The 26030-nt window shown below is 64.8% G+C and carries 24 protein-coding genes; 14 read left to right on the top strand and 10 right to left on the bottom strand.

Going from position 1 to position 26030, the window contains the following annotated elements:
* Positions 1 to 66: 66 nt before the first annotated feature.
* Positions 67 to 705, bottom strand: a complete 639-nt coding sequence (locus M1E17_RS21485; protein ID WP_457964031.1) for a protein tyrosine phosphatase — start codon at positions 703 to 705, stop codon at positions 67 to 69.
* Between the two features lie 142 nt (positions 706 to 847).
* Here M1E17_RS21485 and M1E17_RS21490 point away from each other — a divergent pair, with 142 nt between their 5' ends.
* The gene (locus M1E17_RS21490) at positions 848 to 1441 is read left to right on the top strand and encodes a DUF5655 domain-containing protein (protein ID WP_457964033.1); all 594 of its coding nucleotides are present in this window, start codon (positions 848 to 850) and stop codon (positions 1439 to 1441) included.
* Between the two features lie 81 nt (positions 1442 to 1522).
* On the opposite strand, the gene M1E17_RS21495 is transcribed toward M1E17_RS21490, so the two are convergent.
* Positions 1523 to 2374 carry a DMP19 family protein gene (locus M1E17_RS21495; RefSeq protein ID WP_457964034.1) on the bottom strand — a complete coding sequence of 284 codons (852 nt, stop codon included), beginning with the start codon at positions 2372 to 2374 and terminating at the stop codon, positions 1523 to 1525.
* A 349-nt stretch (positions 2375 to 2723) separates the two neighbouring features.
* On the opposite strand from M1E17_RS21495, the gene M1E17_RS21500 reads away from it, so the two are divergent.
* The 5 genes from M1E17_RS21500 (at position 2724) to M1E17_RS21520 (ending at position 7335) form a co-directional block, all read left to right on the top strand.
* Positions 2724 to 3026: a hypothetical protein gene (locus tag M1E17_RS21500; RefSeq protein WP_457964035.1), complete on the top strand. Its 303-nt coding sequence runs from the start codon at positions 2724 to 2726 to the stop codon at positions 3024 to 3026.
* A 343-nt stretch (positions 3027 to 3369) separates the two neighbouring features.
* Positions 3370 to 3651, top strand: a complete 282-nt coding sequence (locus M1E17_RS21505) for a heavy-metal-associated domain-containing protein (RefSeq protein ID WP_457964036.1) — start codon at positions 3370 to 3372, stop codon at positions 3649 to 3651.
* Between the two features lie 55 nt (positions 3652 to 3706).
* Positions 3707 to 5848 carry a heavy metal translocating P-type ATPase gene (locus M1E17_RS21510; protein ID WP_457964037.1) on the top strand — a complete coding sequence of 714 codons (2142 nt, stop codon included), beginning with the start codon at positions 3707 to 3709 and terminating at the stop codon, positions 5846 to 5848.
* Between the two features lie 121 nt (positions 5849 to 5969).
* Positions 5970 to 6548: a hypothetical protein gene (locus tag M1E17_RS21515; RefSeq protein ID WP_457964039.1), complete on the top strand. Its 579-nt coding sequence runs from the start codon at positions 5970 to 5972 to the stop codon at positions 6546 to 6548.
* 163 nt (positions 6549 to 6711) lie between these two features.
* The gene (locus M1E17_RS21520) at positions 6712 to 7335 is read left to right on the top strand and encodes a DUF305 domain-containing protein (RefSeq protein ID WP_457964040.1); all 624 of its coding nucleotides are present in this window, start codon (positions 6712 to 6714) and stop codon (positions 7333 to 7335) included.
* A 157-nt stretch (positions 7336 to 7492) separates the two neighbouring features.
* Here M1E17_RS21520 and M1E17_RS21525 read toward each other — a convergent pair whose 3' ends face one another.
* Entirely contained in the window at positions 7493 to 8074 is a 582-nt protein-coding gene (locus tag M1E17_RS21525) for a TetR/AcrR family transcriptional regulator (RefSeq protein WP_457964041.1), read from the bottom strand.
* 131 nt (positions 8075 to 8205) lie between these two features.
* Here M1E17_RS21525 and M1E17_RS21530 point away from each other — a divergent pair, with 131 nt between their 5' ends.
* Both M1E17_RS21530 and M1E17_RS21535 read left to right on the top strand, forming a co-directional pair.
* Positions 8206 to 8385 (top strand): hypothetical protein, encoded by a 180-nt coding sequence (locus M1E17_RS21530; protein WP_457964042.1) that lies wholly within the window; start codon positions 8206 to 8208, stop codon positions 8383 to 8385.
* The gene (locus tag M1E17_RS21535) at positions 8382 to 8912 is read left to right on the top strand and encodes a DUF2269 domain-containing protein (RefSeq protein WP_457964043.1); all 531 of its coding nucleotides are present in this window, start codon (positions 8382 to 8384) and stop codon (positions 8910 to 8912) included. Before M1E17_RS21530 ends, M1E17_RS21535 begins: the two co-directional genes overlap by 4 nt.
* Before the next feature lie 21 nt (positions 8913 to 8933).
* Here the strand turns inward: M1E17_RS21535 and M1E17_RS21540 are convergent, their stop codons facing one another.
* From M1E17_RS21540 to M1E17_RS21550, 3 genes are read right to left on the bottom strand one after another with little or no spacing between them, the layout of a single operon-like run.
* A complete protein-coding gene (locus M1E17_RS21540) occupies positions 8934 to 9917 on the bottom strand; it encodes an ABC transporter ATP-binding protein (protein WP_457964044.1) in 984 nt (327 codons plus the stop codon).
* Positions 9918 to 10790 carry an ABC transporter permease gene (locus M1E17_RS21545; protein WP_457964046.1) on the bottom strand — a complete coding sequence of 291 codons (873 nt, stop codon included), beginning with the start codon at positions 10788 to 10790 and terminating at the stop codon, positions 9918 to 9920.
* Positions 10783 to 11577 carry an ABC transporter permease gene (locus tag M1E17_RS21550; RefSeq protein ID WP_457964047.1) on the bottom strand — a complete coding sequence of 265 codons (795 nt, stop codon included), beginning with the start codon at positions 11575 to 11577 and terminating at the stop codon, positions 10783 to 10785. The genes M1E17_RS21545 and M1E17_RS21550 overlap by 8 nt, the downstream gene beginning before the upstream one ends.
* A gap of 186 nt (positions 11578 to 11763) precedes the next feature.
* On the opposite strand from M1E17_RS21550, the gene M1E17_RS21555 reads away from it, so the two are divergent.
* Both M1E17_RS21555 and M1E17_RS21560 read left to right on the top strand, forming a co-directional pair.
* Entirely contained in the window at positions 11764 to 15237 is a 3474-nt protein-coding gene (locus tag M1E17_RS21555; RefSeq protein ID WP_457964049.1) for a DEAD/DEAH box helicase, read from the top strand.
* A 403-nt stretch (positions 15238 to 15640) separates the two neighbouring features.
* Complete coding sequence (locus M1E17_RS21560) at positions 15641 to 16600, top strand: family 43 glycosylhydrolase (protein ID WP_457967881.1); 960 nt, start codon at positions 15641 to 15643, stop codon at positions 16598 to 16600.
* Between the two features lie 120 nt (positions 16601 to 16720).
* On the opposite strand, the gene M1E17_RS21565 is transcribed toward M1E17_RS21560, so the two are convergent.
* Entirely contained in the window at positions 16721 to 18010 is a 1290-nt protein-coding gene (locus M1E17_RS21565) for an ammonium transporter (RefSeq protein WP_457964050.1), read from the bottom strand.
* A gap of 453 nt (positions 18011 to 18463) precedes the next feature.
* Here M1E17_RS21565 and M1E17_RS21570 point away from each other — a divergent pair, with 453 nt between their 5' ends.
* Positions 18464 to 18934: a sensor histidine kinase gene (locus tag M1E17_RS21570; RefSeq protein WP_457964051.1), complete on the top strand. Its 471-nt coding sequence runs from the start codon at positions 18464 to 18466 to the stop codon at positions 18932 to 18934.
* Here the strand turns inward: M1E17_RS21570 and M1E17_RS21575 are convergent.
* From M1E17_RS21575 to M1E17_RS21585, 3 genes are all read right to left on the bottom strand, one after another.
* Complete coding sequence (locus tag M1E17_RS21575) at positions 18915 to 19490, bottom strand: YdeI/OmpD-associated family protein (protein ID WP_457964052.1); 576 nt, start codon at positions 19488 to 19490, stop codon at positions 18915 to 18917. The genes M1E17_RS21570 and M1E17_RS21575 overlap by 20 nt on opposite strands.
* Before the next feature lies 1 nt (position 19491).
* The gene (locus M1E17_RS21580) at positions 19492 to 19917 is read right to left on the bottom strand and encodes a VOC family protein (protein ID WP_457964054.1); all 426 of its coding nucleotides are present in this window, start codon (positions 19915 to 19917) and stop codon (positions 19492 to 19494) included.
* Positions 19918 to 20039: 122 nt separating this feature from the next.
* Positions 20040 to 21968, bottom strand: a complete 1929-nt coding sequence (locus M1E17_RS21585; protein ID WP_457964055.1) for an FAD-binding monooxygenase — start codon at positions 21966 to 21968, stop codon at positions 20040 to 20042.
* A gap of 183 nt (positions 21969 to 22151) precedes the next feature.
* Here M1E17_RS21585 and M1E17_RS21590 point away from each other — a divergent pair, with 183 nt between their 5' ends.
* Genes M1E17_RS21590 through hpaE form a run of 3 tightly spaced genes read left to right on the top strand, consistent with a single transcriptional unit; the run spans position 22152 to position 26003 of the window.
* Positions 22152 to 23717 (top strand): fumarylacetoacetate hydrolase family protein, encoded by a 1566-nt coding sequence (locus tag M1E17_RS21590; RefSeq protein ID WP_457964056.1) that lies wholly within the window; start codon positions 22152 to 22154, stop codon positions 23715 to 23717.
* Complete coding sequence (locus M1E17_RS21595; protein ID WP_457964057.1) at positions 23714 to 24403, top strand: GntR family transcriptional regulator; 690 nt, start codon at positions 23714 to 23716, stop codon at positions 24401 to 24403. Before M1E17_RS21590 ends, M1E17_RS21595 begins: the two co-directional genes overlap by 4 nt.
* Before the next feature lie 58 nt (positions 24404 to 24461).
* Positions 24462 to 26003: a 5-carboxymethyl-2-hydroxymuconate semialdehyde dehydrogenase gene (gene hpaE, locus M1E17_RS21600; protein WP_457964058.1), complete on the top strand. Its 1542-nt coding sequence runs from the start codon at positions 24462 to 24464 to the stop codon at positions 26001 to 26003.
* Positions 26004 to 26030 lie beyond the last annotated feature (27 nt).

A 26030-nucleotide genomic window follows, 5' to 3' on the forward strand; every position in this document is an offset into this window, starting at 1 on the left:
TGCCATATGGTCTGCGGGAACCCGCCCCTTGGGGGCCAGGTTCCCGCAGACCACCCTAGCTGAAGGCTAGTGGTGGGCCGAAACGGCCGGAGCGTCCACTACATTGCCGGGGACTGCCGGAACGGCCGGAACGGCAGGAACTTCAGGCGCTCCGTCAACAGAAGGAACGGCCGGAACGGCGGGGACTGCCGGAACAGCCGGAACCTCTGCCTTGACGGCAGCGGAGCCCTTGGCAGCAGCCTCGGCGTCAGCGGCAGCCTTGGCCTCCGCGGTGACATCGGTGCAGAAGCTCTCGATGTTCGCTTCGCCATCGGCAGCAATTGCCAGCGAGGCGAAACCCTCGGAGTTGGCGTTCAGGCCACCGTGGGTGAAGGCGGTGCACAGTCCGAAGGCGGCGGCGCCGGCAGCGTCCACTGCAGTACCGGCAGCGGCGGAAGCCTTGGCCTCAGCCGAAACCTCTTCGCCGGACACGGCGGTCTTGGCGGAGGCGTCTGCAGCAGCATCCGCGTCTGCCTTTGCAGCTGCGGCAACGTCGTCAACCAGCTTCGGGGCCGGGGCACCGAGCAGTTCGTGGGCGGTCTGCTGTGCAGCCGTGGGAAGCACACCGGACGTGGCGGCGACGGCGGTGCCGCCGGCTGCCAGGGTGCCGGCAGCCAGTACTCCGGCTGCGATTTTGCTGGTGGCGAGAACAGTGAACAACGACATAAGACACTCCAAAAGCTAGAACAATGTGGATGCGGCTCCGGAGAGCCAATCACCACCTACATCGCTGGCAGGAGCGGGAAAGTTACGGTTGTCCCAAAATTTCTTTGATCATTGCCCTTGAGGACGGGATTAGGATCAAGGCATGCCCAAGACTCCGGAGCCCCAAAAGACCGCCAAAACGTGGCAGACCATGGTGGAAAGCAACCAGGCCCTCCTCCTGCGGAAGTCAGGGCACGACGTCGCTTATTGGGCGGAACGGGCGCGTGCCGAGGGCATCCAAAACGACGCGCAGCTCCGCGACTGGATGCGCGACCAGCACGGCATTACAGGCTACGCGCAGTACGCCGTGTCCTGGGAACTTTTCGGTTATCCGGAGTTCATGCTGCGCGACGCCGATGAGCTGATTGAGGGCCAGTACGGCCAGCACCCGGAGCTGCGCCCCATTGCGGATGCCCTCCTGGCCTGGGCCTCGGCCACTGACGGTGTGGGGATCCAGATGCGGAAGGGATACGTTTCCCTGCACAGCCCACGTCGGAAGTTCGCGCAGATCACCCGCACCACCAACACCGCCGTGGACGTGACGCTGCGCCTGGATGCCCCCGCACAGGGACGCCTGGAGGCCATCAAGGTCCGCCCCGACGACGCCTTTGACCGCCGCGTCCGCCTCACCTCCGTGGACGATGTTGACACAGAAATCCTGGACATCCTGGCCGCGGCCCTGGACCAGAACCGCTAAACAAGCCCGACGGCGGGTTCCCGGCACGCGGTCCGGCAGGCGAAAATCCGGGCGGGGCGCCGCCGTCGAACTAGGGGAGAGTTACGCGTCGACCATGTCCCCGTCAGCCTCTTCGAACTCGACGGCGGCGACGACTTCCTGGGTGACCGGGTTGATCATGAACGCTTCGTCGTCTTCCTCCACCATAAGGAAGTCTCCATGGTCCGTGCTGAAGTGCCAGGCCAGCGTCTTGTCCCCGTGGTGCAGGTAGTTGGGGTCGCCCATGGTGATCTTCTGGAGGCTGTAGCCGGCGATGTTGCACAGTTCACGAATGACAATCTCGAAGTCCGGGGCGTTCTCCAAGGCCTCGGCCTCCGCCCTGGCCTGACGCTGGGCGAGGTCCGGGATGAGAGCCACCAGACGCTCGATGTGGGCGTTGAGGCCGTCGTCGTCGAGCGCCAGCAGCGCGTCCTGCCCGCGGAGCCAGGCGGCGTTGAGGGCGGTGACATTCTCGGTTTCCAGAAGCTCCTCGAAGTCGCCGTCGAGCTCTTCCATGCGGAGGACGCCGTCGGGGGTCTCCTCGTCTTCATCCAGCCCGCCGTCGAGATACCGTTCGGCGTCCTCCTCGGACAAGGCATCGAATGCCTCAGCGGTCCGGTTGAACAGGTCCAGGTGGGCGGTGGCCCCCATACCTGCCAGACCCTCGCGGATCAGGGTGTCACTTTCCGCCCGGTCAAGGGACGTGAACACGTACTGGGCGAACCCGCCCTCCAGGGACTGGGTGAGGTAGAAGTCCACGTAGTAGCTGCGGAAAGCCACGGGGGAAATTTCGCTGGAGTGCAGCAGTTCCCGGTGCATGGCATCAACCACCCGGACATTGGAGTCAACAACCTCCTCGTTGCTTGCTTCGATGCTGCCGGTGGTCAGAACGACGGGCTGCTGGCTGGTGGTCATGGGATTCCTCACTGCTGAAAACCGTTGATGCTCGGGACACTTTTCACGCTACGGGGGCGGAGCGGACCAGGTATTGAGGAGGACATGAACGTCAAGCGAAGTTTGGGAAACCCCTGGAAGTGCGAACATCAGCGCCTCCGCGTGCGACTGCTGAAGAAATCAAAGCGGCAAAAATCCACGGCAAAATGCCGGGGCTGCGTCTTGCGGCAGCAGCCCGGCCCACCTAGGTTCGGAGCATGGCCGCACCCGGGGGGATCTGCCGGGGATGGAAACCGCTCAACGCCGGCACCCTATCCGTGGCGCGGCCCGCCACACCTTCATGTCCCCTGACTGATGAAAGGCCAAACCCATGCAACCGGATCTGGGCCAGCTCGCAGCAAACGAACACGCAAACTTGGCCACCTCACTGCTGTCATCTGCCGAAGCGGCGCTGCTGGAAAACCCCGGCAGCACCGAAGCCCATGTGGCACTCGCGCAGGCACACGCCACCCTGGCCCTGGCGCTTGAAACGCGCGCAGCGGCGTATGACACCCGCACTGCCACCTACGTCGCCTATCTGGCGACGCTGCCCACCGGAAACCAGGCGGACAAACAGCATGCTGCCGTCGTAGGGAAACTTGTCCGCGACCGACTTGGCTTCGAACCGGCCTGATTCCGGGCAGATCTGGGACAGATTCGGGGCAGGCAGAACACCTGCGATAAAAGACGCGTACTGCAAGGACCTCCCTTGCAGCATTTCCGCTCCCCCTTGACTTGCATACCCCCTGGGGGTATATTTTCAGTGTTGTCAGTGAAGTGGTATGTCCCGGCGGTGCCTTGCACTTGCCATCACAGCCGTTCAACCCCAGCACCCATCACCTTCTTCAAGGATTGGAACTGACATGCGTGGATTTGAACACCTGACCCCCTTGCCGTTGGCCACAGCCGGCCAGAGCTGCTGCTCCCCGCACAGTGGAGGCGGACACGGCAAGCCTGTCCAGCTCAAAGCTGGCGAGATGAAAACTGGCGGAATCGAAGCTGGCGAGGATAAGGCCATTGAGGTCAAGGCAGCCGATGTTGCCGCTGCCGGCGAAACTGAGTTCGGCCTTGAGGGCTTGACGTGCGGGCACTGCGTCCAAACTGTGGAAAAGGCCGTCACCCGAGTGGAAGGTGTGGAAGCCGCCTCGGTTGAACTTGTCCCGAGTGGACGCTCACGGCTGGTCGTCGCCGGAACACCGGATGAATCAGCCATAAACCAGGCTGTCACAGCAGCCGGATACACCCTCATCAGCCACTGACTACTACGGCTCGGCCACGGGCATGTTGCCCGCACGCCGCGCCTGAGGATTGATCATGGAAGACCACACCCACCATCACCACAACCACACTGCCGGCCACGGGACCGTCGCTGAGCGGTATACGCCTCCAGCGCCTGCAACAGACACCGCCCCGGACCATCGTCAGCATGGAGGACACGGCGGCAAGGATGACCACGCGGTCCACACCCAGGGGCAACATGCCGGGCACAGCACAGCCATGTTCAAGAACCGGTTCTGGCTGACACTCGTCCTGTCAGTTCCCGTCGTCTACTTCAGCCCCATGGTGGGCCACCTGCTGGGCTATATGGCCCCCACGTTCCCGGGATCGGCCTGGATTCCGCCAGTGCTCGGAACGGCGATCTTCATTTACGGAGGACAGCCGTTCCTCACCGGTGGCCTTCGGGAGCTGAAGGCCCGGCGCCCCGGAATGATGCTGCTGATTGCGATGGCCATCACCGTAGCGTTCGCGGCCTCCTGGACCACAAGCCTGGGCATCGGCGGGTTTGACCTGGACTTCTGGTGGGAGCTGGCCCTGCTGGTTGCCATCATGCTCCTAGGCCACTGGCTCGAAATGCGCGCCCTGGGTTCCGCGCAGGGAGCACTGGATGCGCTGGCGGCCCTGCTGCCGGATGAAGCCGAGCGGATCCAGGGGGACAGTACCGAAATCATTCCGGTGGCGGAGCTCCGCGAAGGCGACACAGTCCTTGTCCGCTCCGGGGCCAGGATGCCGGCAGACGGCATCATCGTGGGCGGGCAGGCCGAGTTTGACGAGTCGATGATCACCGGAGAATCCAAGACGGTGCCCCGGGGCGACGGAGACACCGTGGTGGCCGGCACGGTGGCCACGGACAACAGCGTCAGGGTGCGTGTCACCGCCGTCGGCGAGAACACTGCGCTCGCGGGCATCCAGCGGCTCGTCGCCGAAGCGCAGGCTTCCTCATCCAAGGCACAGGCGCTGGCTGACAGGGCTGCGGCGTTCCTGTTCTACTTCGCGGCCGGCGCTGGCATCGTCACCTTTGTGGCCTGGACCCTCCTGGGCAGTGTCCCTGAGGCAGTTACCCGGACAGTCACTGTGCTCGTGATCGCCTGCCCCCATGCACTGGGCCTGGCCATTCCCCTGGTCATCGCCATTTCCACGGAGCAGGCCGCCCGTGCCGGAGTGCTCATCAAAAACAGGATGGCCCTGGAACGCATGCGCACCGTCGACGTTGTCCTCTTCGACAAAACGGGCACATTGACCAAAGGCGAGCCCGAGCTGACTGACATCGCCGCTGCCCCGGGTGTTGACGCCGATTCACTTCTGACACTGGCAGGGGCCGCGGAGTCCGACAGTGAACACCCTGTGGCGCGTGCCGTCGTCCGGGCCGCCCGGCAACGCAACCTGACCATCCCGCCCGCCAACGGTTTCAGCTCGCTGACTGGCCGCGGCGTGCGTGCCGAGGTGGACGGCCGGATCGTCCATGTGGGTGGTCCTGCCCTGTTGCGCGAGCTTGGCACCGCCGAACCTGATGAGCTTGCCCCCTCCACCGGAGCCTGGATGGCCCGGGGCGCCGCTGTGCTGCACGTCATCGACGGCGGCAGGGTCCTTGGCGCAGTCAGCCTGGAAGATGCCGTCCGGCCGGAATCCCGCCAGGCGGTGGCTGCCCTGCAGAATCGCGGTGTCAAGGTAGCGATGATCACCGGCGACGCCCGGCAGGTGGCCCAGGCAGTCGCCGAGGACCTGCACATCGATGAGGTCTTCGCCGAAGTCCTTCCTGCAGACAAGGACAAGAAGGTGGCAGAACTTCAGGCCCGCGGCTTGAAAGTGGCCATGGTGGGCGACGGCGTAAACGACTCGCCTGCGCTGGCGAGGGCCGAGGTGGGCATCGCTATTGGAGCCGGCACCGACGTGGCGATGGAATCGGCAGGCGTTGTCCTGGCCGGGAACGATCCCCGGGCTGTACTTTCGATGGTGGACCTGTCCAGGGCCAGTTACGTGAAGATGTGGCAGAACCTCATGTGGGCAACCGGTTATAACGTCCTGGCTATCCCGCTGGCAGCTGGTGTCCTCGCCTTCGCTGGGGTGGTACTTTCCCCGGCGGCCGGCGCTGTCCTGATGTCAGTGTCAACCATCGTGGTGGCCTTGAACGCCCAACTCCTGCGGAGGATACGGCTTAATCCCTCCACGGTCAGTTGACTCCACTGCGGCGGAACGAGTGCGCGTTGTAAAGCGCCGAGGGTTGAATGAGTCGAGGTTACCGGCGGGCGGACGCCGGCCGGTAGCCTCACAACAGGAAGCGAACGAAAGGGGAAGCACCATGACCACAGCTGCACGCCGGCTCATGACGGCCTCCGTTCAGCGCACGCGCCTTCAGCGGGCCTTTCTTATGCGGCCGCTTCTGATCGCTGCGGTTCTGGCCATCGCGGCGGGGATCTTCGGAATGCATGTCATGACCGGCGGCAATCATGCCGGGCACTCCCCCAACGTGGCCAAAACGCCAGCCGCTGCAGCCAACAGCACGGCAGACGCCCACGGCACAACTGACAGCCACGCGAACGCCCTCACCGCAGGCCAAAGCTTGCCTGACAGCCACGCTGATCACCTCACCGCAGGCCACGACACGGCAACCGGATCCGAATTCGAGCACTCGTCACTTTCGGAACCTCGGTCCTACACCTGTTCCACAGAATGCACGCGCCAGACAGAGGGCAGCGGCGCCCACGCTATGGGCAGTCAATGCGTCCCTTCCGCCAAAACAGGCTCGCTGGCGGCACCGCAACCCGGAACCGCAGCCCTGGCCTTCACGGGCTATGGACGGTCCGTTACACCCACCGTTGCTTATAGCTATCTGCGGGAGGGTCCTTCTCCCGGTGAGCTGTCGATCAGCCGGACGTAGACAACCGCGGCGGTGGGCCAGCCGGAGGACTGCACCTCCTCTGGTACTCCCTGCCGACACCCCATGCGGATACGGACCGCGTATGGCAATGGTCAGCCGCATTCCCGATGACAAGCTCACCCCCGGCCCTTGCGGCCGAACAACTTGAAGGACCTGATTTTCCATGAACAAAAAACTCCTGACCCTTTCAGCAGCCTCCTTCGCCGTGGCTCTCACCTTGGCCGGCTGCGCCGCCGATTCCGGCTCCACCCCGATGCCAGGCATGAGCCACGGCAGCTCCGGAATGAGTCATGGCAACTCGGCACCGGCAGCATCAGCTGACCACAACGCCGCCGATGTAAAGTTCGCGCAAATGATGATTCCGCACCACGCGCAGGCTGTGGAAATGAGCGACATGATCCTGGACAAAACCGAAATCCCTGCTTCCGTCACAGCCTTGGCCACGAAGATCAAGGAAGCGCAGGGCCCGGAAATCGACACGATGACCGGCTGGCTCAAGAGCTGGAACGAACCCACAGAGATGGCTGCCGGCCACTCCATGAGCGGCAGCGGGATGAGCGGCATGATGGACGAGGCAGCCATGAAGGAACTTCAGGCCGCCCAGGGAACCGATGCCGCCCGGCTGTTCCTCACCCAGATGACTGCCCATCACGAAGGGGCAGTGACCATGGCCAAGGCCGAAACAAGTGAGGGCAAGAATCCGGAAGCAGTAGACCTGAGCAAGAAGATCGTGACCGCACAGGAAGCCGAAATCAAAGAAATGCAGGAGCTCCTGGCCACACTCTGACAGAAGCCTGGCCCAACCTCTGCCAAGGCTGACCGGCTGGAAGCTGCAGGGCTCGTTGGGGGACGGCCGGGAGACTCCCGGCCGTCCCCCGCGCCCTGCGCGGCAACCCGGAGGAGGTTCTTCCGGCAGCGTGAACCGGCCCTTTTGAAGACCCGCCTTAGCCCACGGAAGTCTCTACCGGCTGCAGGGCCGTGAGGGTCACTTTCACCAGGCGGCGGACAGCGTCAGGAGACTTCAAACTGCCAGCGGCCTCGAGGGCGTGCAGGCAGAAACCGGCCAGTTCTTCGGGCGCCACGTCTGACCGGAATACTCCCGCCTCCGCCCCCTCGCGCAGCAGATCGGACAGGAAACCCTGAAGCTGCTGCTGGGCCCGCCCGGTGTGCCCGCCCTGGTGCAGTCGCACAGATTCCGCATCGTTATGGCCTGAATGTGCCAGGAACGCATAGGACTGCAGCACCGCTTCCAGTTGCTGCGCGATCCCGGCCGTTTGATCCCGGACCTGAACGAGATGCTCCAGGTGGATCCGGATCTGACGCTCATGCCAGGCCGTCAGGATGGCCTCCACGTCAGTGAAGTACTTGTACAAGGTGGCGCGCCCGATCCCGGCCGCCTGTGCGATTCCGGACATGGTCACGGCGCCAACGCCCTGCGTTCGTACGAGGGCGGCAGTAGCATCCAGAATGGCCGCCCGCACAGCATCGCGGTGAGTCTCGATAGTCTCATTCCAGAGCTTCGGCATTCCCGAATCATACAACATGACGCACGGTAGACAGCCTGCCACTTAGCGATACATACTGTCTTACAAAAGGGCGCAGCGAACCGCAGGCCCAGCTGCCACAGGCACTTGTAGCGCGAGAAGAGAAGGCCTCAATGTCAGAACATCCAGGATCCGGACCAGGTCAGTCCCCTGATGAGCAGTCCCGCCATGATCTTCCCCGGCACCGAACGCCGGGATGGGTGAAGGGATTCATGATTGCCGGAGTCCTGCTCATAGTCGCCTTCGCCGTGATTCACCTGAGCGGCGGCGGCATGATGACGCACACGCCGTGAAACTTTTCACTACGGGGATCCGCAAGTTCGCCCTGACCGTCCACATCGCAACGTCTGTCGGCTGGCTGGGGGCCGTTGCTGTTTTCCTGGTTCTGGCAATGGGAGGCATGACCTCTTCGGATCCGCAGCTGGTCCGGGCAGCGTACGTTGCGATGAACGTGGTCGGCTGGACAGTAATCTTCCCCCTGAGCCTGGCATCGTTGCTCTCCGGCGTTATCCAGGGGCTCGGAACCACGTGGGGCCTCTTTCGCCACTATTGGGTCCTGATCAAACTCCTGGTCACCACCTTGGCCACCGCCCTGCTGCTCCTTCATCTGCAACCGGTCACGCGGATGGCCGAGATCGCCCTGAACGCGGACCTTGCCCTCACTGATGCCGCAGGAATGCGGGTCCAGCTTGTGGCGGACGCCGGCGCCGCGCTGCTCGTACTCCTGGTGGCCACGGTCCTGTCCGTCTACAAGCCGCGAGGCCTGACCCGGTACGGGCAGTCCCGCCTCGAAAAACAGCAGTCCAGCCGCCCCACCTAGCCCTGAGAGCGGAATCCAGGGCTACCGCGCCGCGGTGTACAGCCGCCGCACCAGGTCTTCGATATCCGGCTCGTGCAATGACAAGTCGGCAACGGCAGCCGTTGCCGAGACTGCCGCCAGCAGCGCCGCGGCCGAGAGCTGCCGCGGGTCGAAGGTGATGCGGTGCCGGATGTCCTCCGCCTCGGTCCCGAGGTGGGTGGCGCCCTGGGGCAGGACCAGGCCGGCGGCCGGCAATGGCGAACTGAAGTCAACCACCATGGTGCGGCGGGCTTCCGCAACTTCCGCGAGCCCGGTGAGGGGACCGTCGAAGGCGATGGCGCCGTCGTCCACTACCAGTACCCGCTGGCAGAGCCGCTGGACATCACTCATGTCGTGGGTGGTCAGCAGCAGCGTGGTCCCGTGTTCGCGGCGCTCGAAATCCAGGTAGCGGCGCAGGCTCTCCTTGCTGATCATGTCAAGGCCGATGGTGGGTTCGTCCAGGATGACCAGCTCGGGCCGGTGCAGCAGCGCCGCCGCCACCTCTCCGCGCATGCGCTGCCCCAGCGACAGCTGGCGGACGGGGGTGCCGAGGAACGGCTCAAGGGCCAGCTGCTCCGACAGTTCCTGGAACCGGGGACGCCAGCGGCTCTCCGGCTGGCGGTGCATGGCACCCAGGATGGGAAAGGAATCCTGGAGCGGAAGGTCCCACCAGAGCTGCGAGCGCTGCCCGAACACCACACCGATCTTCCGGGCCAGTGCCTGACGCTGAGGGACGGGCTGCAGTCCGCAGACAGAGACGCGCCCTGAGGAAGGCACCAGGATGCCGGTGAGCATCTTGATGGTGGTGGACTTCCCGGCTCCGTTGGCGCCGATATAGCCCACGGCTTCCCCTGCCTCTACCGTGAAGCTCACGTCCCGGACCGCGTGCACTGTCCGCCGTCGGCGTTTGAGCCGTTTGAGCCCACGCCCCGTCCCCGGTTCGGCGACGGTAAAGTTCCGGCTCAGCTGCTCCGCTTCGATGATCATCTAGCCTCCTGCTCCGGTGTACTTTTTGATGGCCGCCCGCCACAGCAGCAGCATAAGCGCCCAGAGAACGACGGCGGCAGGCAGTCCCAGCCAGCCCGTCCAGCTGGGTATTCCGGCCGGTCCGTCAAGCCCGAGCAGAACCAGGCTGGGGGCATACGCCACGAGCGTCGCAGGGATCACGAACGTAAAAAAGACCTGCAGGGGCAGGAACAGGGCGGCGCCAGGCATCGACGCCACATACCGGCCGCCATACGTAAAGGCATTCGCGAACTGCCTTCCGTCCAGGAGCCAGAACTGCAGCGCCCCCGCCCCGACAAACAGCGCGCCAAAAATCCCGGCGCCGGCCAGGGGCGTGGCGATGAACAAGGCCGCCTTCCCCGGGTCCCACTGAATGTCGGTCAGGAACAAGGCCGCAGCCAGGGCCACCAGCGCGAAGACCAGCCTGCCCACACGCCGTAGCTGGAAGTCGGAGGTCATCAGTTGCAGCAGGACAGGCAGCGGCCGGACCAGCAGGACCTCCAGCTTTCCCATCCGGATGGCGTCACTCATGGAATCGGTCTCGCCCAGCAGCAGATCCGCGGCAGAGAAGCCCACCGACGCGAAGCCGAACACCAGCAGGGTCTGGGCAAAGGTCATGCCCCCGAAGGCCGGGACGTTGTGCACGATGGCGTAGAGCTCCACAAACTCCGTGAGGGCCAGCATCATCTGGCCGGCGACGTCGGCGGCAAAGCTTCCCCGGTACGCCGTCTGCGAGCGCAACCGTGCAGACACCAGGAGCCGCAGCAGCTTGGCGTTGGTGACCGGAGTGCTGTCCAGGGCCGGGCCGTCTGCAGTTCCAGTTTCAGTCCCAGTTCCAGTTTCAGTTTCAGCCACCCTGGACCACCAGCTTCCGCGAACCGTACCGGACCATCAGCTGGGTGCCGGCCAGCAGCACTGCCAGCCACAGGAGCTGGACGCCCACCAGCGCAAGGCTTTCTCCGCTGTCGGTCCTTCCGGCCAGGATGTCCACCGGGGTCTGCAGCATGGAGGGGAACGGAGTGGCGCGGGCGAAGTCCAGCATCCATTGCGGGAACCACGTCACGGGAACCAGGAACCCGGACAGCAGGTTCATCACCACCATGTACAACATCCAGTAGCCACGGACTTCGACCACCCAGAAGGCCAGCAGGTTGATCATGAAAAAGCCCAGGAAGTTCAGGGTGATGGCGGCCAGGATGGAGACGAAACCCAGCACGTACGGGCCGGCATCGGTGGGAAGGGACAGCCCGGTGACAATGGCCCCAACGATCAGCGGCGGAAGTCCCCGGGGCAGGACGTCAAAGGCCGCCCGCCCCATGTCCTGAGCCCAGTAGGAGGCGGTGAGGTTCACGGACCGGGAAAGGTCGACGGCGATGTCCCCGCTTTTGACCCGCCCGGCCAGTTCCGCGCTGCCGAAGAGTCCCAGCGGGGCCAGGAGCGCCTGCCCCAGCCACACATAGGTTGCCGCCTCGATTGCCGAGTAGCCCCCGATGGTGCCGCCCGCCGTCGAAATCGCCGACAGCAGCAGGGAGGCACGGATGAGGCCGAAGACAGTGTTGGTGAACGCTCCATACAGTGCGGCCAGGCGGTAGGTGGAATGGCGGCGGAAGGATGACTTGGCCAGCTCCCAATACGCGCGCACCGGTCGAGTCTACCCGGGCACCCGCTTCACACCGCCGCCGGATTCGCGGGAACGCTGAGAGGTCGCTGGAGCGTCCCTGGGAACTGGACGCGTTCCCGCGACCCTCGCCGGGCGAACTAAGATGGATCAGATAACCTCCGATCGGACACGGCCCCGCCGTGGCCTGCTGAAAGTAGCGCGCACACCATGCCATCCCTACCGGACGAGAGTGCGGCACTGGCAATACAGACTCCCGCCATCAACGACCGCTCCCTCGCGGCCGGACTGGCCTATGCCATGGGAAGCCGCGTTTCGGGGATCTCGTTCGACGCCACCACCGGCCTCATGCTGGGCAAGGTCCGGGGAGGCGCTGACGTCCCCTATTCCACCACCGCCAAGCTGGTCCGGAAGTCAGGCGGCTGGAGCTGCACCGTTGGTGTCTGCAGCTGCCCGGTGCGCAAGGACTGCAAGCACGTGGCCGCCCTGCTGTTCGCCGCCGAGGACAATCCGGCCACCCGCGTCCAACTGCTGGCCCCGGCGGAGGTTTCGCGCCTCTCCCGCCAGCCCGCCACGTTTGAGCTGGCCGACTGGGAACAGGCCCTGAGCCCGCTCATCTCCCAGCCGGGCATCACCCAGTCCACCAACGGCATCCCCCTGGCACTGCAGTTCGAAATCGAAGAACCGGCCCCGCACTTCTCCTACACAGGCCGCCGGGACCCGCTCCGCAGCGTCCGCCAGCTCAAGGCCCGGCCCGTGATCATGGGCACCAAGGGCAAGTGGATCCGCGGCGATGTCTCGTGGAACACGCTGAGCTACCTGAACTTCCGGCGTGAATGCAACGAGGCGCACGTGGAGTGGATGCAGACGTTCCTGGCCGCCCACACCGCCGCCGCCAACCGCCTGCATAACTCCTCGGCCCTCTGGCTGGGGCTGAATACCTTCGCCGGCAAGAACATGTGGGGCCTGCTGGCAGATGCCCAGAAGATCGGCCTGGCCCTGGTCCACAGCCGCGGCAGTGAGCCGGTGCGGCTCGCAGAGTCCCCCGCCGCCGTCGGGCTTAATCTGAGCCGGTTCGGCTCCGCGGCAACCGCGAATGCCGCAGGCGGCCCGCCCGCTGATAATGAAAAAGCGGACGACGGCGGCGGGCTGGAGCTCGCTCCCACCATCACCGTTGAGGGGGCGGAGGTTGACCCGGCAGCGGTGGGGACCATCGGCCGGCCCGCGCACGGCATCTTCCTGACCACCGGAGGGGAAGCCCTCCCTGGTGTTGCCGCGGACAACGTGATCACCCTGGCCCCGCTGGAGAACGGGCTCAGCGAGGAACTGCTGACTTTCGTCACCGCGGGCAGCACCCTGCACATCCCCGCGAAGGACGAGACGCGTTTCCTCACCGGTTTCTACCCGAAGCTCAAACAGGCAGCCCGGGTCACGGCCAAGGACGAGTCCGTGGAACTGCCCACGCTGGCTGTCCCCACACTCTCGCTGCTGGCCAACTACGGGGCCGACCACAAGGTCCGGCTGCACTGGGAATGGCATTACACCTCCGGCACCCTGGTGACGGCGCAGCCCCTGTGGCGGCACCCCGGTGACCACGGCTACCGTGATGACCTCGCCGAGGCCCGGATCCTGGAGGGCGTCGGCCAGCCCTGGGACCTGGTCCCGGCCCTCGGTGAGTCCGCTACTGGCGGCTGGGGAACTCCGCGGCTGGCGGCTTCGGCCGAACTGGGTGGCCTGGATACGCTGGCGTTCACCGAGGACGTACTGCCCATGCTCCGCCGCACCCCTGACGTTGTGGTGGACACCTCCGGCGACATCGCCGACTACCGGGAGGCCGAGGAAGCCCCGGTGGTGTCCATTTCCACCAAAGCCACCGAGCAGCGCGACTGGTTCGACCTCGGAATCCAGATCTCGCTTGAGGGCCAGCCGGTCTCCTTCGCCGCGGTGTTTTCCGCCCTGGCGGCCGGGCAAACCAAAATGCTGCTGCCCAGCGGCGCCTATTTCTCCCTCGACCTGCCCGAGCTGCATCAGCTGCGCGCGCTGATCGAGGAGGCCCGCTCGCTGCAGGACAACAAGGACGCGCCCCTGCAGATCAGCCGTTTCCAGGCCGGCCTGTGGGACGAACTGGCCCAGCTGGGCATCGTGGATGAGCAGGCCGCTGCCTGGCGCTCGGCGGTGGGTGGGCTGCTGGAAGGCGGCGTCAAAGGACTGCCGCTGCCTGACTCGCTCCACGCCGAGCTGCGCCCGTACCAGCTGGAGGGCTTTAACTGGCTCACGTTCCTTTACCGGCACAGCCTGGGCGGGATCCTCGCGGACGACATGGGCCTGGGCAAAACCGTGCAGGCCCTCGCCCTGATGTGCGCGGCCAAGGAGCATGCCGTTTCCGAGGGCCGCGCCAACGGTGACGCTCCAGGACCAGCGCAGGGAACAGCGTCCGACGGCGGCACGCCCTTTTTGGTGGTGGCGCCCACCAGCGTGGTGGGCAACTGGGCAGCCGAGGCCGCCCGTTTCGCCCCGGGCCTGACGGTGCAAACCATTGGCGAAACGTTCGCGAAAAACAGCAAGGACGCCGCACTGGCGCTCGCCGGTGTGGATATCGTGATCACCTCCTACGCCCTGTTCCGGATCGACTACGACTCCTACGCATCCAGGCCGTGGGCCGGGCTGGTCCTGGATGAGGCCCAGTTTGTGAAGAACCACCAGTCCAAGGCCTACCAGTGCGCCCGAAAACTGCCGGCGGCATTCAAGCTGGCCATCACCGGCACGCCGCTGGAGAACAACCTGATGGAATTCTGGGCACTGACCTCCATCGTTGCGCCGGGCCTGTTCGCCAGCCCCAAGCGGTTTGCCGAGTACTACCAGAAGCCGGTGGAAAAGAACGGCGACAAGGGACAGCTGGAGAAGCTCCGCCGTCGGGTCCGTCCGCTGATGATGCGCCGCACCAAGGACCAGGTCATCCAGGACCTGCCGCCCAAGCAGGAGCAGATCCTTGAAGTGGTGCTGAATCCGCGGCACCAGAAGGTCTACCAGACCCACCTGCAGCGCGAACGGCAGAAGATCCTGGGCCTGATCGAGGACGTTAACAAGAACCGCTTCACCATCTTCCAGTCGCTGACCCTGCTCCGGCAGCTCAGCCTGGACGCCTCCCTGGTGGATCCGTCGCTTTCCGGCGTTCGGTCCAGCAAACTGGATGTTCTCTTTGAGCAGCTGGAGGACCTGGTGGCGGAAGGCCACCGCGCATTGATCTTCAGCCAATTCACCGGGTTCCTGGGCAAGGTGCGCGAGCGGCTGGTGGAGGAAAACATCGAGTTCTGCTACCTCGACGGCAGCACCCGGAACCGCACAGACGTGGTCAATGAGTTCAAGAACGGCGCCGCGCCCGTCTTCCTGATTTCGCTCAAGGCCGGCGGATTTGGCCTGAACCTGACGGAAGCCGATTACGTGTTCCTGCTTGATCCCTGGTGGAACCCGGCGTCCGAGGCCCAGGCCGTGGACCGTACCCACCGGATCGGGCAGGCTCGGAACGTGATGGTGTACCGGCTGGTTGCCAAGGACACCATCGAGGAAAAGGTCATGGCGCTGAAGGCACGGAAGTCCCAGCTGTTCGCGGATGTGATGGAAGGCGACGCCCTCTCCGGCGGAGCCATCACCGCGGAAGACCTGGCTGGCCTGTTCAAAGAGTAGGCAGCCCTGAGGAGCAGGCAGCCCGAATGCCCGCCCCGGCGCGTCCCTCCAAGTTTCATTCCGGGTCGCTGAGGGGGTCCTGGGGCAGGACGTGGGACCAGGCGTGGGACACGGGCGCAGGAACTGTGGGTGCAGCGTAACGCGGACCCATGGCCAGCACGCCAAATCGCCCCTATGCTGTAGCCAGCCCAAAAACTACAACGTTGGAGAAGACGTGCCTCAGCACCAGGCATCCGAAGAATCTACCGCCACCCATATAATTCCCTTCCTCCGTGGCGGCTCAGCGTATGAGCGGTCCGGCCCCGCTCAGGCGGTGTCGGCCCGCAGCGCTTTTGCGGGCGAGGGCCGCTCGTACGGCGCAGGGCAGGGGGAAACCTCGGCACCGGCCCAGCCGCTCACTCCCCTGCGCCCCGACGCGTTTACAGTCCCCTATCGTGATCCCATCTGGGACGGCCCCACCGATCCCATTCTGGTCCCGGACCACCTCACCGGCGAATGGGTCCTGTTCTACACGCAGCGCCGTGCGACAGCGCCGGGCCTGACCGGCGTCGAGTGGGTGCACGGCACGGGAATAGGCGTGGCGAGATCGTCCGACGGCGGACTCAGCTGGAGCTACGAAGGTACCGTGGACGGACTGGTGCCCCCTGGAACTGAACTCCCCGCCACTCTCTGGGCGCCCGACGTCGTACGGATCGGTGACCAGTGGATCATGTACCTGACCGTCCTGGGCGGGGTGCGTACGGACTGGACGGGTAGTGCGTCCATCGTCCAGTTCGCCAGCCCGGATCTGGTGAACTGGGAGTACCTTGGTGCCCTGGACCTGGATTCGCCGCGCGTCATTGACGCCGCCGTGGCCCTGTGCGGCGATGGCCGCTACCGGCTCTGGTACAAGGACGAAGCCCGGGCGTCGAAAACATACAGTGCTGTCAGCGACACACCTGAGGACCCGTCGTCGTGGGTTCTTGAAGGCCTCACCATCCCGGGCCGCTCACATGAGGGGCCCAAGGTCTTCCAGCTCGAGGGAACGTTCTGGATGATCGTGGACGAGTGGCGGGGCCAGGGTGTTTACCGCTCGGAGGACGGCACGGGAGGTTGGACCCGGCAGGAACACCTCGACGGGCTCATCCTGACGCAACCGGAATCCGTGGGAGGACGGCCCGTCGTCGGACGGCATGCAGACGTGGTTCCCCTCGCACCGGCGGAGGACGGCAGGGAACGTGCCCTGCTGGTCTACTTCACCCACCCGTACTGGGGTGGGGAGGACATCGACACCATGGCCCCTGACCCCAGGACGCACCTGAGCCACGTCCGGGCGGCAGTATTGGAAGTACTGGACGGAAACCTGGTCTGCACGGAGCACTGACTCCGCGCACCAACAACGCCCACCACAACAGAGGGCCGAACTACGGAACTATAAGCCAGCCGCTGCTGGCACCGGTCCGTGGTTCGGCCCTCTGCCTGACTCGAAGGAGTCCTTTTCGAATTAGCTTCGGTGCGGGGAGCCCAGCTCCACTGGGTCTTCGTCAGTAAGGTACGCCAGCTCGGAGTGGGCGGCGAGGTCGATGCCGCGCATCTCGTCCTCCGGCTTGATGCGGAGTCCAATGGTCCGGTCAAGGATCTTCGCCAGGATCCATGTGATGCCGAACGAGTAGGCCAGCACCGTCACCGTGGCCAAAGCCTGGACACCGAGGAGCTCGACGCCGCCGCCGTAGAAGAGGCCGCTCACTCCATTCGGAGCCGCGTCGGTGGCGAACAAACCGATGAGCAGGGTGCCCAGCATGCCGCCGACCAGGTGGACGCCCACCACGTCGAGTGAATCATCGAAGCCCAGACGGAACTTCAACTCGATGGCGAGGGAGCAGACCGCGCCGGCTATGGCTCCGATGGCGAGGGCACCGAGGGGGCTCACGGCACCACAGGCAGGGGTGATGGCAACGAGTGCGGAGATCAGGCCTGAAGCTGCACCCATGCTGGTGGCGGCCCCGCTGCGCAACCGTTCAACCAGAGCCCAGGCGAGGAGTCCGGCCGAGGCTGCGACTGCGGTGTTGAGAAACACCACAGAGGCGGACTGGCCGGCAGAAAGTGCCGAGCCGGCGTTGAAACCGAACCAGCCAACCCAGAGCAGCCCTGCGCCCACCAGTACCAGCGGCCGGCTGTGCGGCTTGGTGTGTTCCATCTTCGGCCAGCCGGAACTCTTGCCCAGCACCAGGGCCAAGGCGAGCGCTGCGGCACCCGCATTCATGTGAACAGCGGTTCCGCCTGCAAAGTCGATCGCCTTGATTCCACTGGCGATCCAGCCACCGGTAACGCTCCCGTCCGCCGAGGAGAAGGCGAACACCCAGTGTGCGATGGGGAAGTAGACGATGGTGGCCCAGATCCCGGCAAACAACATCCAGGCCCCGAACTTCATCCGCCCGGCTGCCGCTCCCGCAACCAGGGCCGTAGTGACGCAGGCGAAGAACAGCTGGAAAGCCGCGAAGAGGATCACCGGAATGGATGCTGCCTCATCTGCTTCCATCAGCTGACCCATGCCGGGGAACTCGGTGATGTCCCCGATGAGGCCCAAGCCTCCCACGGAATTTCCAAAGGCCATCGAGTAGCCAAACAGCGCCCACAGCACAGCAACCAGGCTGGCCCCACCAAAGCACATCATCATCATGTTGAGAATGCGGCGAGACCCCACCATGCCCCCGTAGAACAAGGCGAGGGCGGGAATCATCATGCAGACCAGTGCTGAACTGGCCAGAATCCAAGCGACATTTCCCGAATCCATGGGAAACCCCTTTCGTGATGCGAAGAGAGAACGGAAATTGCCCGTCAGAGCCGCTCCGGAGGAAGATCGCGGAGTCTGCACCGCGTTCGTCGGAGGGCAGCTATTGCCGTCTGATTCCAACTGTATGGCGGCGTGTGGGCGGTGGGTTTCCGGCCGGTTAAATCAACGTTTCAGTCGCAGATACCCGAGTTTCACCTGTAACGCTGATGCGTTGGAAGGGTGCTGCAATGCCCGCGCGCAGGGGGCGCAGCGCCGGAGTTGCGGGGTGCGCAGCGCAGGGCCGCAACATCACCCGGCCCTTGCTTGCCAAACCCTGTCCGAAACCTGTCCTTCCACTGCGCCTTACTGCCGGAACCCTTGATCGTGGAGGGCCATTGTTATTCCAACGGCACACCGATCCAACCAGACCAGGTGGGCGAATCAGAAAGAGATGCAAAGGAAGCAGGGACAGCCGTGAGTCACACAACAGTTCTGGACCAACGTACCGCCGGCGCCGTCACTCATGACCTGGCCGCTGACTTCCATACTCTGGGACTTGCCGGCTGCATCGACAAGCTGACTGCTCCGCTGCGCCGGCAAGGTGTTGCGGTGCACTGGGAGACGCCGCATCACGGCATCGAAATTCCCGCAGCCTGCGCCGCCTTGCTTTACCAGGCTGCCCAGGAAACACTCACCAACGCCTTCAAATACTCCCGGGCAACCGCGGTCACTGTCCGCCTGGCAGCGGTTTTCCATGGCGTTCGGCTGACCATCACCGACGACGGCGTGGGATTCAGCGCCGACAGCAATGCCAACAGCCGGACCAATCACGGCTACGGCCTCAGACTGATGGCCATGGCCGTCCATGAAGCCGCCGGCACCATCACAGTGGAGTCCGCCCGCGGTGAGGGTACCCGCGTATGCATCACCCTTCCGCTGGACTGACAGCAGAAGTCGGGCCCGCCAGCTTCGCCACCTCCCGCGCCAGGGTCTTTGCCCGAGATTCAGGCGTACGGGCCTTGAGGAGTGGAAGGATCACGGCGTAGCGTTCCGATTTGCCCAGGTTTTCGAAGGCTGTTCCGGCAGCGGGGTCAGCGGCCAGCGCGGCCGTCAGGTCGGGCGGCACGTCCGCGGTGCGCTGGGACTCATACGCTGCAGCCCAGCGTCCGTCCGCCTTGGCTGCGTCGATCTCCGCAAGTCCCGGCGGCTTCATGCGCCCGGATTCCATCAAGGCCTCCGCCTTGACCACGTTGATCCGGGACCACGAGCTTTTCGCCCGCCGCCGCGAGTACCGCTGGAGGAATGACGCGTCGTCATTGGACTTGCGCTGGCCATCGATCCAGCCGTGGCACAGCGCCACGTCCAGCGCTTCCTCAATGGTCAGCAACGCCGCCCCGGAATGCCGCTTGCCGATCAGCAGCCAGGCCTCGCTCGTGTTGCCTTCGTTTGCGGTGAGCCACGAGTCCCACTCCCCGGCGTTCCGGAACTCGAGCGGATCCACGTCAGCCCTGCGGGCGGGAGGCAAGCACGTCCAGGTAATGGGGGTTGTTCATCACGCCCAGCACATTTCCAAAGGGGTCCACCACTGAGGCGGTGATGAAACCCGAGTCCCCGTGGGCGGTGATGGGCTGGTACTCCGTGGCACCCATCTCCAACAGCCGCTCCACGGTGGCACTGAGATCGTCAACATGCCAGTGCATCACGGCGCCACCAGGCCCATTTGCTGTCGACGGCGGCCGGAAGCGGCTATCGATGATGCCCAGCTCATTCTGGTAATCACCGATGCGGAACTCCGAGTAGGCGAGGATCCCGTCCGGCCCGGGCCGCTGGAAGTAGGCGTCAAGACCAAGGAATTCCTGATACCAGGCGGTGGCAGCTGCCACGTCGTCGGCCCAGAAGTTGATGGTGCTGAATCCCCGTAGGCTCACAGTTCGTTCCCTTCGTCGACTTCCAGTTCCCCTTGTGCACGGCGGCTCGCCGGGCAGGGGACGGGCACCGGCCGGAGAATCAGCCGAGCGCCCCTGCCCGTACCCTACGACGGGAAGTCGCCTTATGCACGCAGTTCACTCGAGGAGCTGGAGATCCGGTGGCGCAGCAGGGGCGCAAAGAACGCTACCAGTTCGGACGTCGCCGTCAGGGGCAGGACGTTGGCCACGTACTGGTCCGGACGCACCACCACCACAACGCCGTTGCGGCTCAGGCCGCGCAGTTCAAAGATGTCCGCATTCGGATCGGTGGCGTAGGCCTTCTCGTAGTCGGTCAGCCTGAACGGCCCCACCTGCGGCTTGAACACAGCCGGCACCGCGCCGATGTCAACGGCCGTGTGGGGCTGCTGGTAGATCACCTTAACGTCGAACCATGCGTCCGGATCAGCGTCCGACGGCGTCGCAGCCAGCGGTGATTCCGGCGAGTTCGCAAGCCACTCGGCAAGCTGATCGGTGGCGGAACGCGCCGGCCCCGTTCCCGTTCCGGGCAGGGCGGAATCGGCGAAAACGTAGATGCGCCACCGGCCGTCAGCAGTGGCATGATGGCCAAGGTGCAGGGGATTGGTGTCGCCGATACGGACAACGGGCGCCGACTTGAAACGCTTGCCAATCGGGAAGCCGGCGGCCAGGTCCTGGTGGTCGGAGGCAGCCACGAGCATGGATGGTGCGTACTGCGTCATGAAGCCGGCCGGGAATTCGGCGGTGCGCACGTAGAAGTCCTCGAGATCGGAAGGGTTCTCGAACTCTTCCGGCTTCTTGGCCATCATCGCGGACCACTCTTTGTCGAAGTCGATCAGGTTCCTGGCTACCACCTGGCGCTCCTCCGAGTACGTGGACAGCAGGCTCTCCGGGCTGCGCCCCTCCAGGACGTGTCCAAGTTTCCAGGCAATGTTGAAGCCGTCCTGCATGGAGACGTTCATGCCCTGGCCGGCCTTGGCGCTGTGCGTATGGCAGGCGTCGCCCGTGATGAAAACGCGGGGGGTGCGGGTACCGCGGTCCTCCGGCAGGACGTCGTCGAACCGGTCCGTGAGGCGGTGGCCCACCTCATAGACGCTGTGCCACGCGACGTTCCGGACATCCAGGGTATACGGATGAAGGATGGCGTTCGCCTTGGCGATGATCTGCTCGATGCTGGTATTGCGGACCGCATGATGGGTTGCGGGGTCCACCTCGCCGAGGTCCACGTACATCCGGAACAGGTGGCCACCCTCGCGCGGGATCAGCAGGATGCTGCCCTCGGCTCCCTGGATGGCGCACTTGGTTCGGATGTCCGGGAAGTCAGTGACCGCCAGCGTATCCATGACGCCCCAGGCATGGTTGGCTTGGTCCCCGGCGAGGGTGCATCCAATGGCCTGGCGCACCTTGCTCCGCGCGCCGTCAGCCCCCACCACGTATTTGGCGCGGACAGTGCGCTCCTGCCCTTCGTTCGGGCCAGCGGTGTGGAGGAGTGTCACGGTGACCGGGTACTCGCCCTCATCGGCAACGCTCAGGCCCTGGAAGTCGTAGCCATAGTCCGGCGTCATGCGGGTGGGTGCGTTCGCCATGTACTCAGCGAAGTAGTCCAGGACGCGGGCCTGGTTGACGATGAGGTGCGGGAACTCGCTGATGCCCATCTCGTCGTCGACGGCGCGGGCGGTCCGGATGATGTTGGCATGGTTTGCCGGGTCCGGCTTCCAGAACGCCATTTCAGTGATGCGGTACGCCTCGGCAATGATCCGTTCGGCGAAGCCAAAAGCCTGGAAGGTCTCTACGCTTCGGGCCTGGATGCCATCGGCCTGGCCGATGGCGAGGCGGCCGGGACGGCGCTCAATAATGCGCGTAGTGACATTCGGGAACCGGGACAGCTGGGCAGCGGCCAGCATTCCGGCAGGGCCGGAACCAACGATCAGCACATCCACCTCACTGGGAAGGTCGGCGGGCCGGTTGATGCCGACGCCGGCGGTTGGCTGGACCCGCGGGTCACCGGATACGTAACCGTGGTGGTGGAATTGCACGGGTTTTCCTCACTTCACTGTGTGGCTGATTGAATGAACTCGCTGTGTTCTATATGAGAACTAGAGTTTCTATATTCGAAACGTGTGGTTTTGGAGGACACTTTACGCCACATGTGACGTGGACGACAAGAGAGCAAATCCGGGGTCCGCTGGGGGTTGACGGGACCCGGCGATGGAGGCATAGTGATCGTATACGATTTCGTACCCGATGAGGAGACAACCTTGGAGAAGGTCAACGAAGACACCCTGGCGGCAGCACGCAAGGTGATCGCGGTGCATATCAATTACCCCAGCCGCGCAGCGCAGCGGGGCCGCACTCCGGCCCAGCCGTCCTACTTCCTCAAGCCATCGTCGTCGCTGGCCCTCGGCTCAGCAGAGGCCCCCGGGACGGTGGAACGGCCCTCAGGCTGCGAACTTCTCGGCTATGAAGGCGAAATTGCCCTGATCATCGGCAAACCTGCCCGCCGTGTGGGCCTTGACGATGCCTGGAGCCACGTCGCCGCCATTACGGCCAGCAATGACCTCGGCGTCTATGACCTTCGCTACGCGGACAAAGGTTCCAACCTCCGGTCCAAAGGTGGCGACGGCTTCACGCCGGTGGGCCCGGGCCTGATCGCGGCAGACATGGTGGACGCCGCCGGGCTCCGAATCCGCACCTGGCGCAACGGCGAACTGGTCCAGGACGACACCACGGAGGACCTGCTCTTCCCGTTTGCCCGCCTTGTGGCCGATCTCTCCCAGCTGCTCACCCTCCAGGAGGGGGACATCATCCTCACCGGCACGCCCGCCGGCGCGTCGGTCGCCACGCCGGGCGATGTCCTGGAAGTGGAGGTGGGCACCGTTGACGGCAGCCTCACCACGGGCCGCCTGGTCACCCGGGTGGAGGAAGGCACGACGCCGTTTGCGGACTTTGGTGCCGAGCCCCAGACTGATGACCTGCAGCGGGAGGAGGCCTACGGCTCTCGCGAGGCCGCCGGACTGCCAGCCGTCGATGATGCAGGGGCGGGCGCCGCCGTCGGGCCTGTCCTCTCCCCCGAACTGAAGGCAAAGCTGGAAAGCGTGTGCACCGCAACACTGTCCTCACAGTTGCGCAAGCGCGGCCTGAACAACGTCAGCATCGACGGCCTCACCGCCACCCGCCCGGAGAAGCGCGTGGTGGGGCTGGCCCGGACGCTCCGTTACGTCCCCAACCGCGAAGATCTCTTCAAGATCCATGGCGGCGGCTTCAACGCGCAGAAAAGGGCCATCGACTCTGTCAACGAGGGCGAAATCCTGGTCATGGAGGCCCGGGGCGAAAAGGGCACCGGCACCATCGGTGACATTCTGGCCCTGCGGGCCCAGGTCCGCGGTGCGGCAGCCATCATCACCGACGGCGGTGTCCGGGATTTCTCCGCTGTGGCAGCGATGGAGATGCCCACCTACTATTCCAACCCGCACCCTGCAGTGCTGGGCCGGCGCCACATCCCGTGGGACACGGACATCACCATCGCCTGCGGCGGCACCACCGTGCAGCCCGGCGACATCATCGTGGCTGACTCGGACGGCATCCTGGTCATTCCGCCGGCTCTGGCCGAGGAAGTGGCGGACGAATCCATCGTGCAGGAACGCGAGGAGACGTTCATTGCGGAAATGGTGGAGCAGGGCCACAGCGTGGACGGGCTCTATCCCTTGAACGCCGCCTGGCGCAAAAAGTACGAGGAATGGGAAGAAGGCATGGGAAGAAGCACGGGAAGCGGGCCGGTCCAATGACTGAAACAGCCACCGACACTGAGACCACGTCAGCCAACATCACCGGCAGCAAGTCCGAGCAGGCCTACCGGGCCATCAAGGCCAGGATTGTGGAAGGCACGTATACGCCCGGGTACCGGCTGGTGCTGGCCAGCATCGCCAAGGACCTGGGTTTCAGCGTGGTCCCGGTCCGGGAGGCCATCCGGAGGCTTGAAGCCGAAAACCTGGTCAAGTTCGAACGCAACGTGGGCGCCACCGTGTCCGGGATTGATCCCACCGAATACCTGTACACGATGCAGACGCTGAGCATCGTGGAGGGGGCGGCGACGGCGATGTCCGCACCTCTGATCGACTCGGTGGCAATAGCCCGGGCCCGTGCCGTGAATGCCGAGATGCGCGAATGCCTGGAGCACTTCGATCCCGTCCGGTTCACCCGGCTGAACCAGGACTTCCACAGCATCCTGTTCGAGCACTGCCCCAACCCGCACATTCTTGATCTGGTTCATCGCGGCTGGAACCGGCTGGCCTCCCTTCGCTCCTCCACGTTCCGCTTTGTCCCGGGCCGGGCCCATGATTCCGTGGACGAGCACGAGGCCCTCTTGAAGCTGATCGAGGACAGCGCCAGCGCCGACGAGATCGAAAAGGCCGCCCGTCTGCACCGCTCCGCCACCCTGGACGCCTACCTGAGCCAGGCCAAAAACATCTGACCCGCTCCCCAAAAGCAAAGTCACCGAAGTAGCCACACCAGCAGTAAGGAAAACAACAATGACGTTCACTGCCCAAGAAACCAAAGCCCATTACGTGCCGCAGGACCTGCCCGCCCACATCCAGCACTACATCAACGGCCAGTTCGTTGATTCCGTGGGCGGGGCGACCTTCGACGTCCTGGACCCTGTCTCCAACACCAACTACGCCACCGCCGCGGCCGGCCAGAAGGAGGACATCGACCTCGCCGTGGCCGCCGCCCGCGAGGCCTTCACCAACGGACCCTGGCCGAAGATGAAGCCCCGCGAACGGGCCCGGGTCCTGAACAGGATCGCCGACGCCGTCGAAGCCCAGGAAGAGCGCCTGGCTGAGCTGGAAACCTTCGATACCGGCCTGCCCATCACCCAGGCCAAGGGCCAGGCCCTTCGCGCCGCAGAGAACTTCCGCTTCTTCGCGGACCTGATCGTGGCCCAGTTCGACGACGCCATGAAGGTCCCCGGCTCCCAGATCAACTACGTGAACCGCAAGCCGATCGGCGTCGCGGGCCTGATCACGCCGTGGAACACCCCGTTCATGCTGGAGTCCTGGAAGCTGGCCCCGGCCCTGGCCACCGGCAATACAGTGGTCCTGAAGCCCGCCGAGTTCACCCCGCTCTCCGCGTCACTCTGGGCCACCATCTTCAAGGACGCGGGCCTGCCGGACGGTGTGTTCAACCTGGTTAACGGCCTGGGCGAGGAAGCCGGCGACGCACTCGTGAAGCACCCGGACGTGCCGCTGATCTCCTTCACCGGCGAGACCACCACCGGCCAGACAATCTTCCGCAACGCCGCCGCCAACCTCAAGGGCCTGTCCATGGAACTCGGCGGCAAGTCCCCCTGCGTCGTATTCGCCGACGCCGACCTGGACGCCGCCATCGATTCCGCCCTGTTTGGCGTCTTCTCCCTTAATGGCGAACGCTGCACGGCCGGCTCCCGCATCCTGGTGGAACGGGCCATCTACGACGAATTCTGCGAAAAGTACGCCGCCCGCGCCAAGAACATCGTGGTTGGGGACCCGCACGATCCCAAGACCCAGGTGGGCGCCCTGGTCCACCCCGAGCACTACGAAAAGGTGGCGTCCTACGTGGAGATCGGCAAGTCCGAAGGCCGGTTGCTGGCCGGCGGCGGCCGCCCTAACCACCTGCCTGAAGGCAACTACATCGCACCCACCGTGTTTGCCGACGTCGCCCCCGACGCCCGGATCTTCCAGGAGGAGATCTTCGGGCCCGTCGTCGCGATTACCCCGTTCGAGAACGATGACGAGGCGCTGGCTTTGGCGAACAACACCAAGTACGGCCTCGCGGCCTACATCTGGACGCAGAACCTGACCCGCGCGCACAACTTCTCGCAAAACGTGGAAGCCGGCATGGTGTGGCTGAACAGCCACAATGTCCGCGACCTCCGTACCCCGTTCGGCGGCGTCAAAGCTTCCGGCCTGGGCCACGAGGGCGGCTACCGCTCCATCGACTTCTACACCGACCAGCAGGCCGTGCACATCACACTCGGCAGCGTCCACACCCCCAAGTTCGGCAACATCGAAGCGTCCGCCGCCAACGAAGGCTAACCCCTTACTTTCCGAAGACCTGCTCAA

This window comes from Arthrobacter sp. D1-29 (assembly GCF_054130585.1).

What these genes read in the sequence shown, in the direction of transcription:
- M1E17_RS21485 (WP_457964031.1), bottom strand. Translation starts at nt 705, where the DNA reads ATGTCGTTGTTCACTGTTCTCGCCACCAGCAAAATCGCAGCCGGAGTA.
- M1E17_RS21490 (WP_457964033.1), top strand. Translation starts at nt 848, where the DNA reads ATGCCCAAGACTCCGGAGCCCCAAAAGACCGCCAAAACGTGGCAGACC.
- M1E17_RS21495 (WP_457964034.1), bottom strand. Translation starts at nt 2,374, where the DNA reads ATGACCACCAGCCAGCAGCCCGTCGTTCTGACCACCGGCAGCATCGAA.
- M1E17_RS21500 (WP_457964035.1), top strand. Translation starts at nt 2,724, where the DNA reads ATGCAACCGGATCTGGGCCAGCTCGCAGCAAACGAACACGCAAACTTG.
- M1E17_RS21505 (WP_457964036.1), top strand. Translation starts at nt 3,370, where the DNA reads ATGAAAACTGGCGGAATCGAAGCTGGCGAGGATAAGGCCATTGAGGTC.
- M1E17_RS21510 (WP_457964037.1), top strand. Translation starts at nt 3,707, where the DNA reads ATGGAAGACCACACCCACCATCACCACAACCACACTGCCGGCCACGGG.
- M1E17_RS21515 (WP_457964039.1), top strand. Translation starts at nt 5,970, where the DNA reads ATGACCACAGCTGCACGCCGGCTCATGACGGCCTCCGTTCAGCGCACG.
- M1E17_RS21520 (WP_457964040.1), top strand. Translation starts at nt 6,712, where the DNA reads ATGAACAAAAAACTCCTGACCCTTTCAGCAGCCTCCTTCGCCGTGGCT.
- M1E17_RS21525 (WP_457964041.1), bottom strand. Translation starts at nt 8,074, where the DNA reads ATGCCGAAGCTCTGGAATGAGACTATCGAGACTCACCGCGATGCTGTG.
- M1E17_RS21530 (WP_457964042.1), top strand. Translation starts at nt 8,206, where the DNA reads ATGTCAGAACATCCAGGATCCGGACCAGGTCAGTCCCCTGATGAGCAG.
- M1E17_RS21540 (WP_457964044.1), bottom strand. Translation starts at nt 9,917, where the DNA reads ATGATCATCGAAGCGGAGCAGCTGAGCCGGAACTTTACCGTCGCCGAA.
- M1E17_RS21555 (WP_457964049.1), top strand. Translation starts at nt 11,764, where the DNA reads ATGCCATCCCTACCGGACGAGAGTGCGGCACTGGCAATACAGACTCCC.
- M1E17_RS21565 (WP_457964050.1), bottom strand. Translation starts at nt 18,010, where the DNA reads ATGGATTCGGGAAATGTCGCTTGGATTCTGGCCAGTTCAGCACTGGTC.
- M1E17_RS21595 (WP_457964057.1), top strand. Translation starts at nt 23,714, where the DNA reads ATGACTGAAACAGCCACCGACACTGAGACCACGTCAGCCAACATCACC.
- hpaE (WP_457964058.1), top strand. Translation starts at nt 24,462, where the DNA reads ATGACGTTCACTGCCCAAGAAACCAAAGCCCATTACGTGCCGCAGGAC.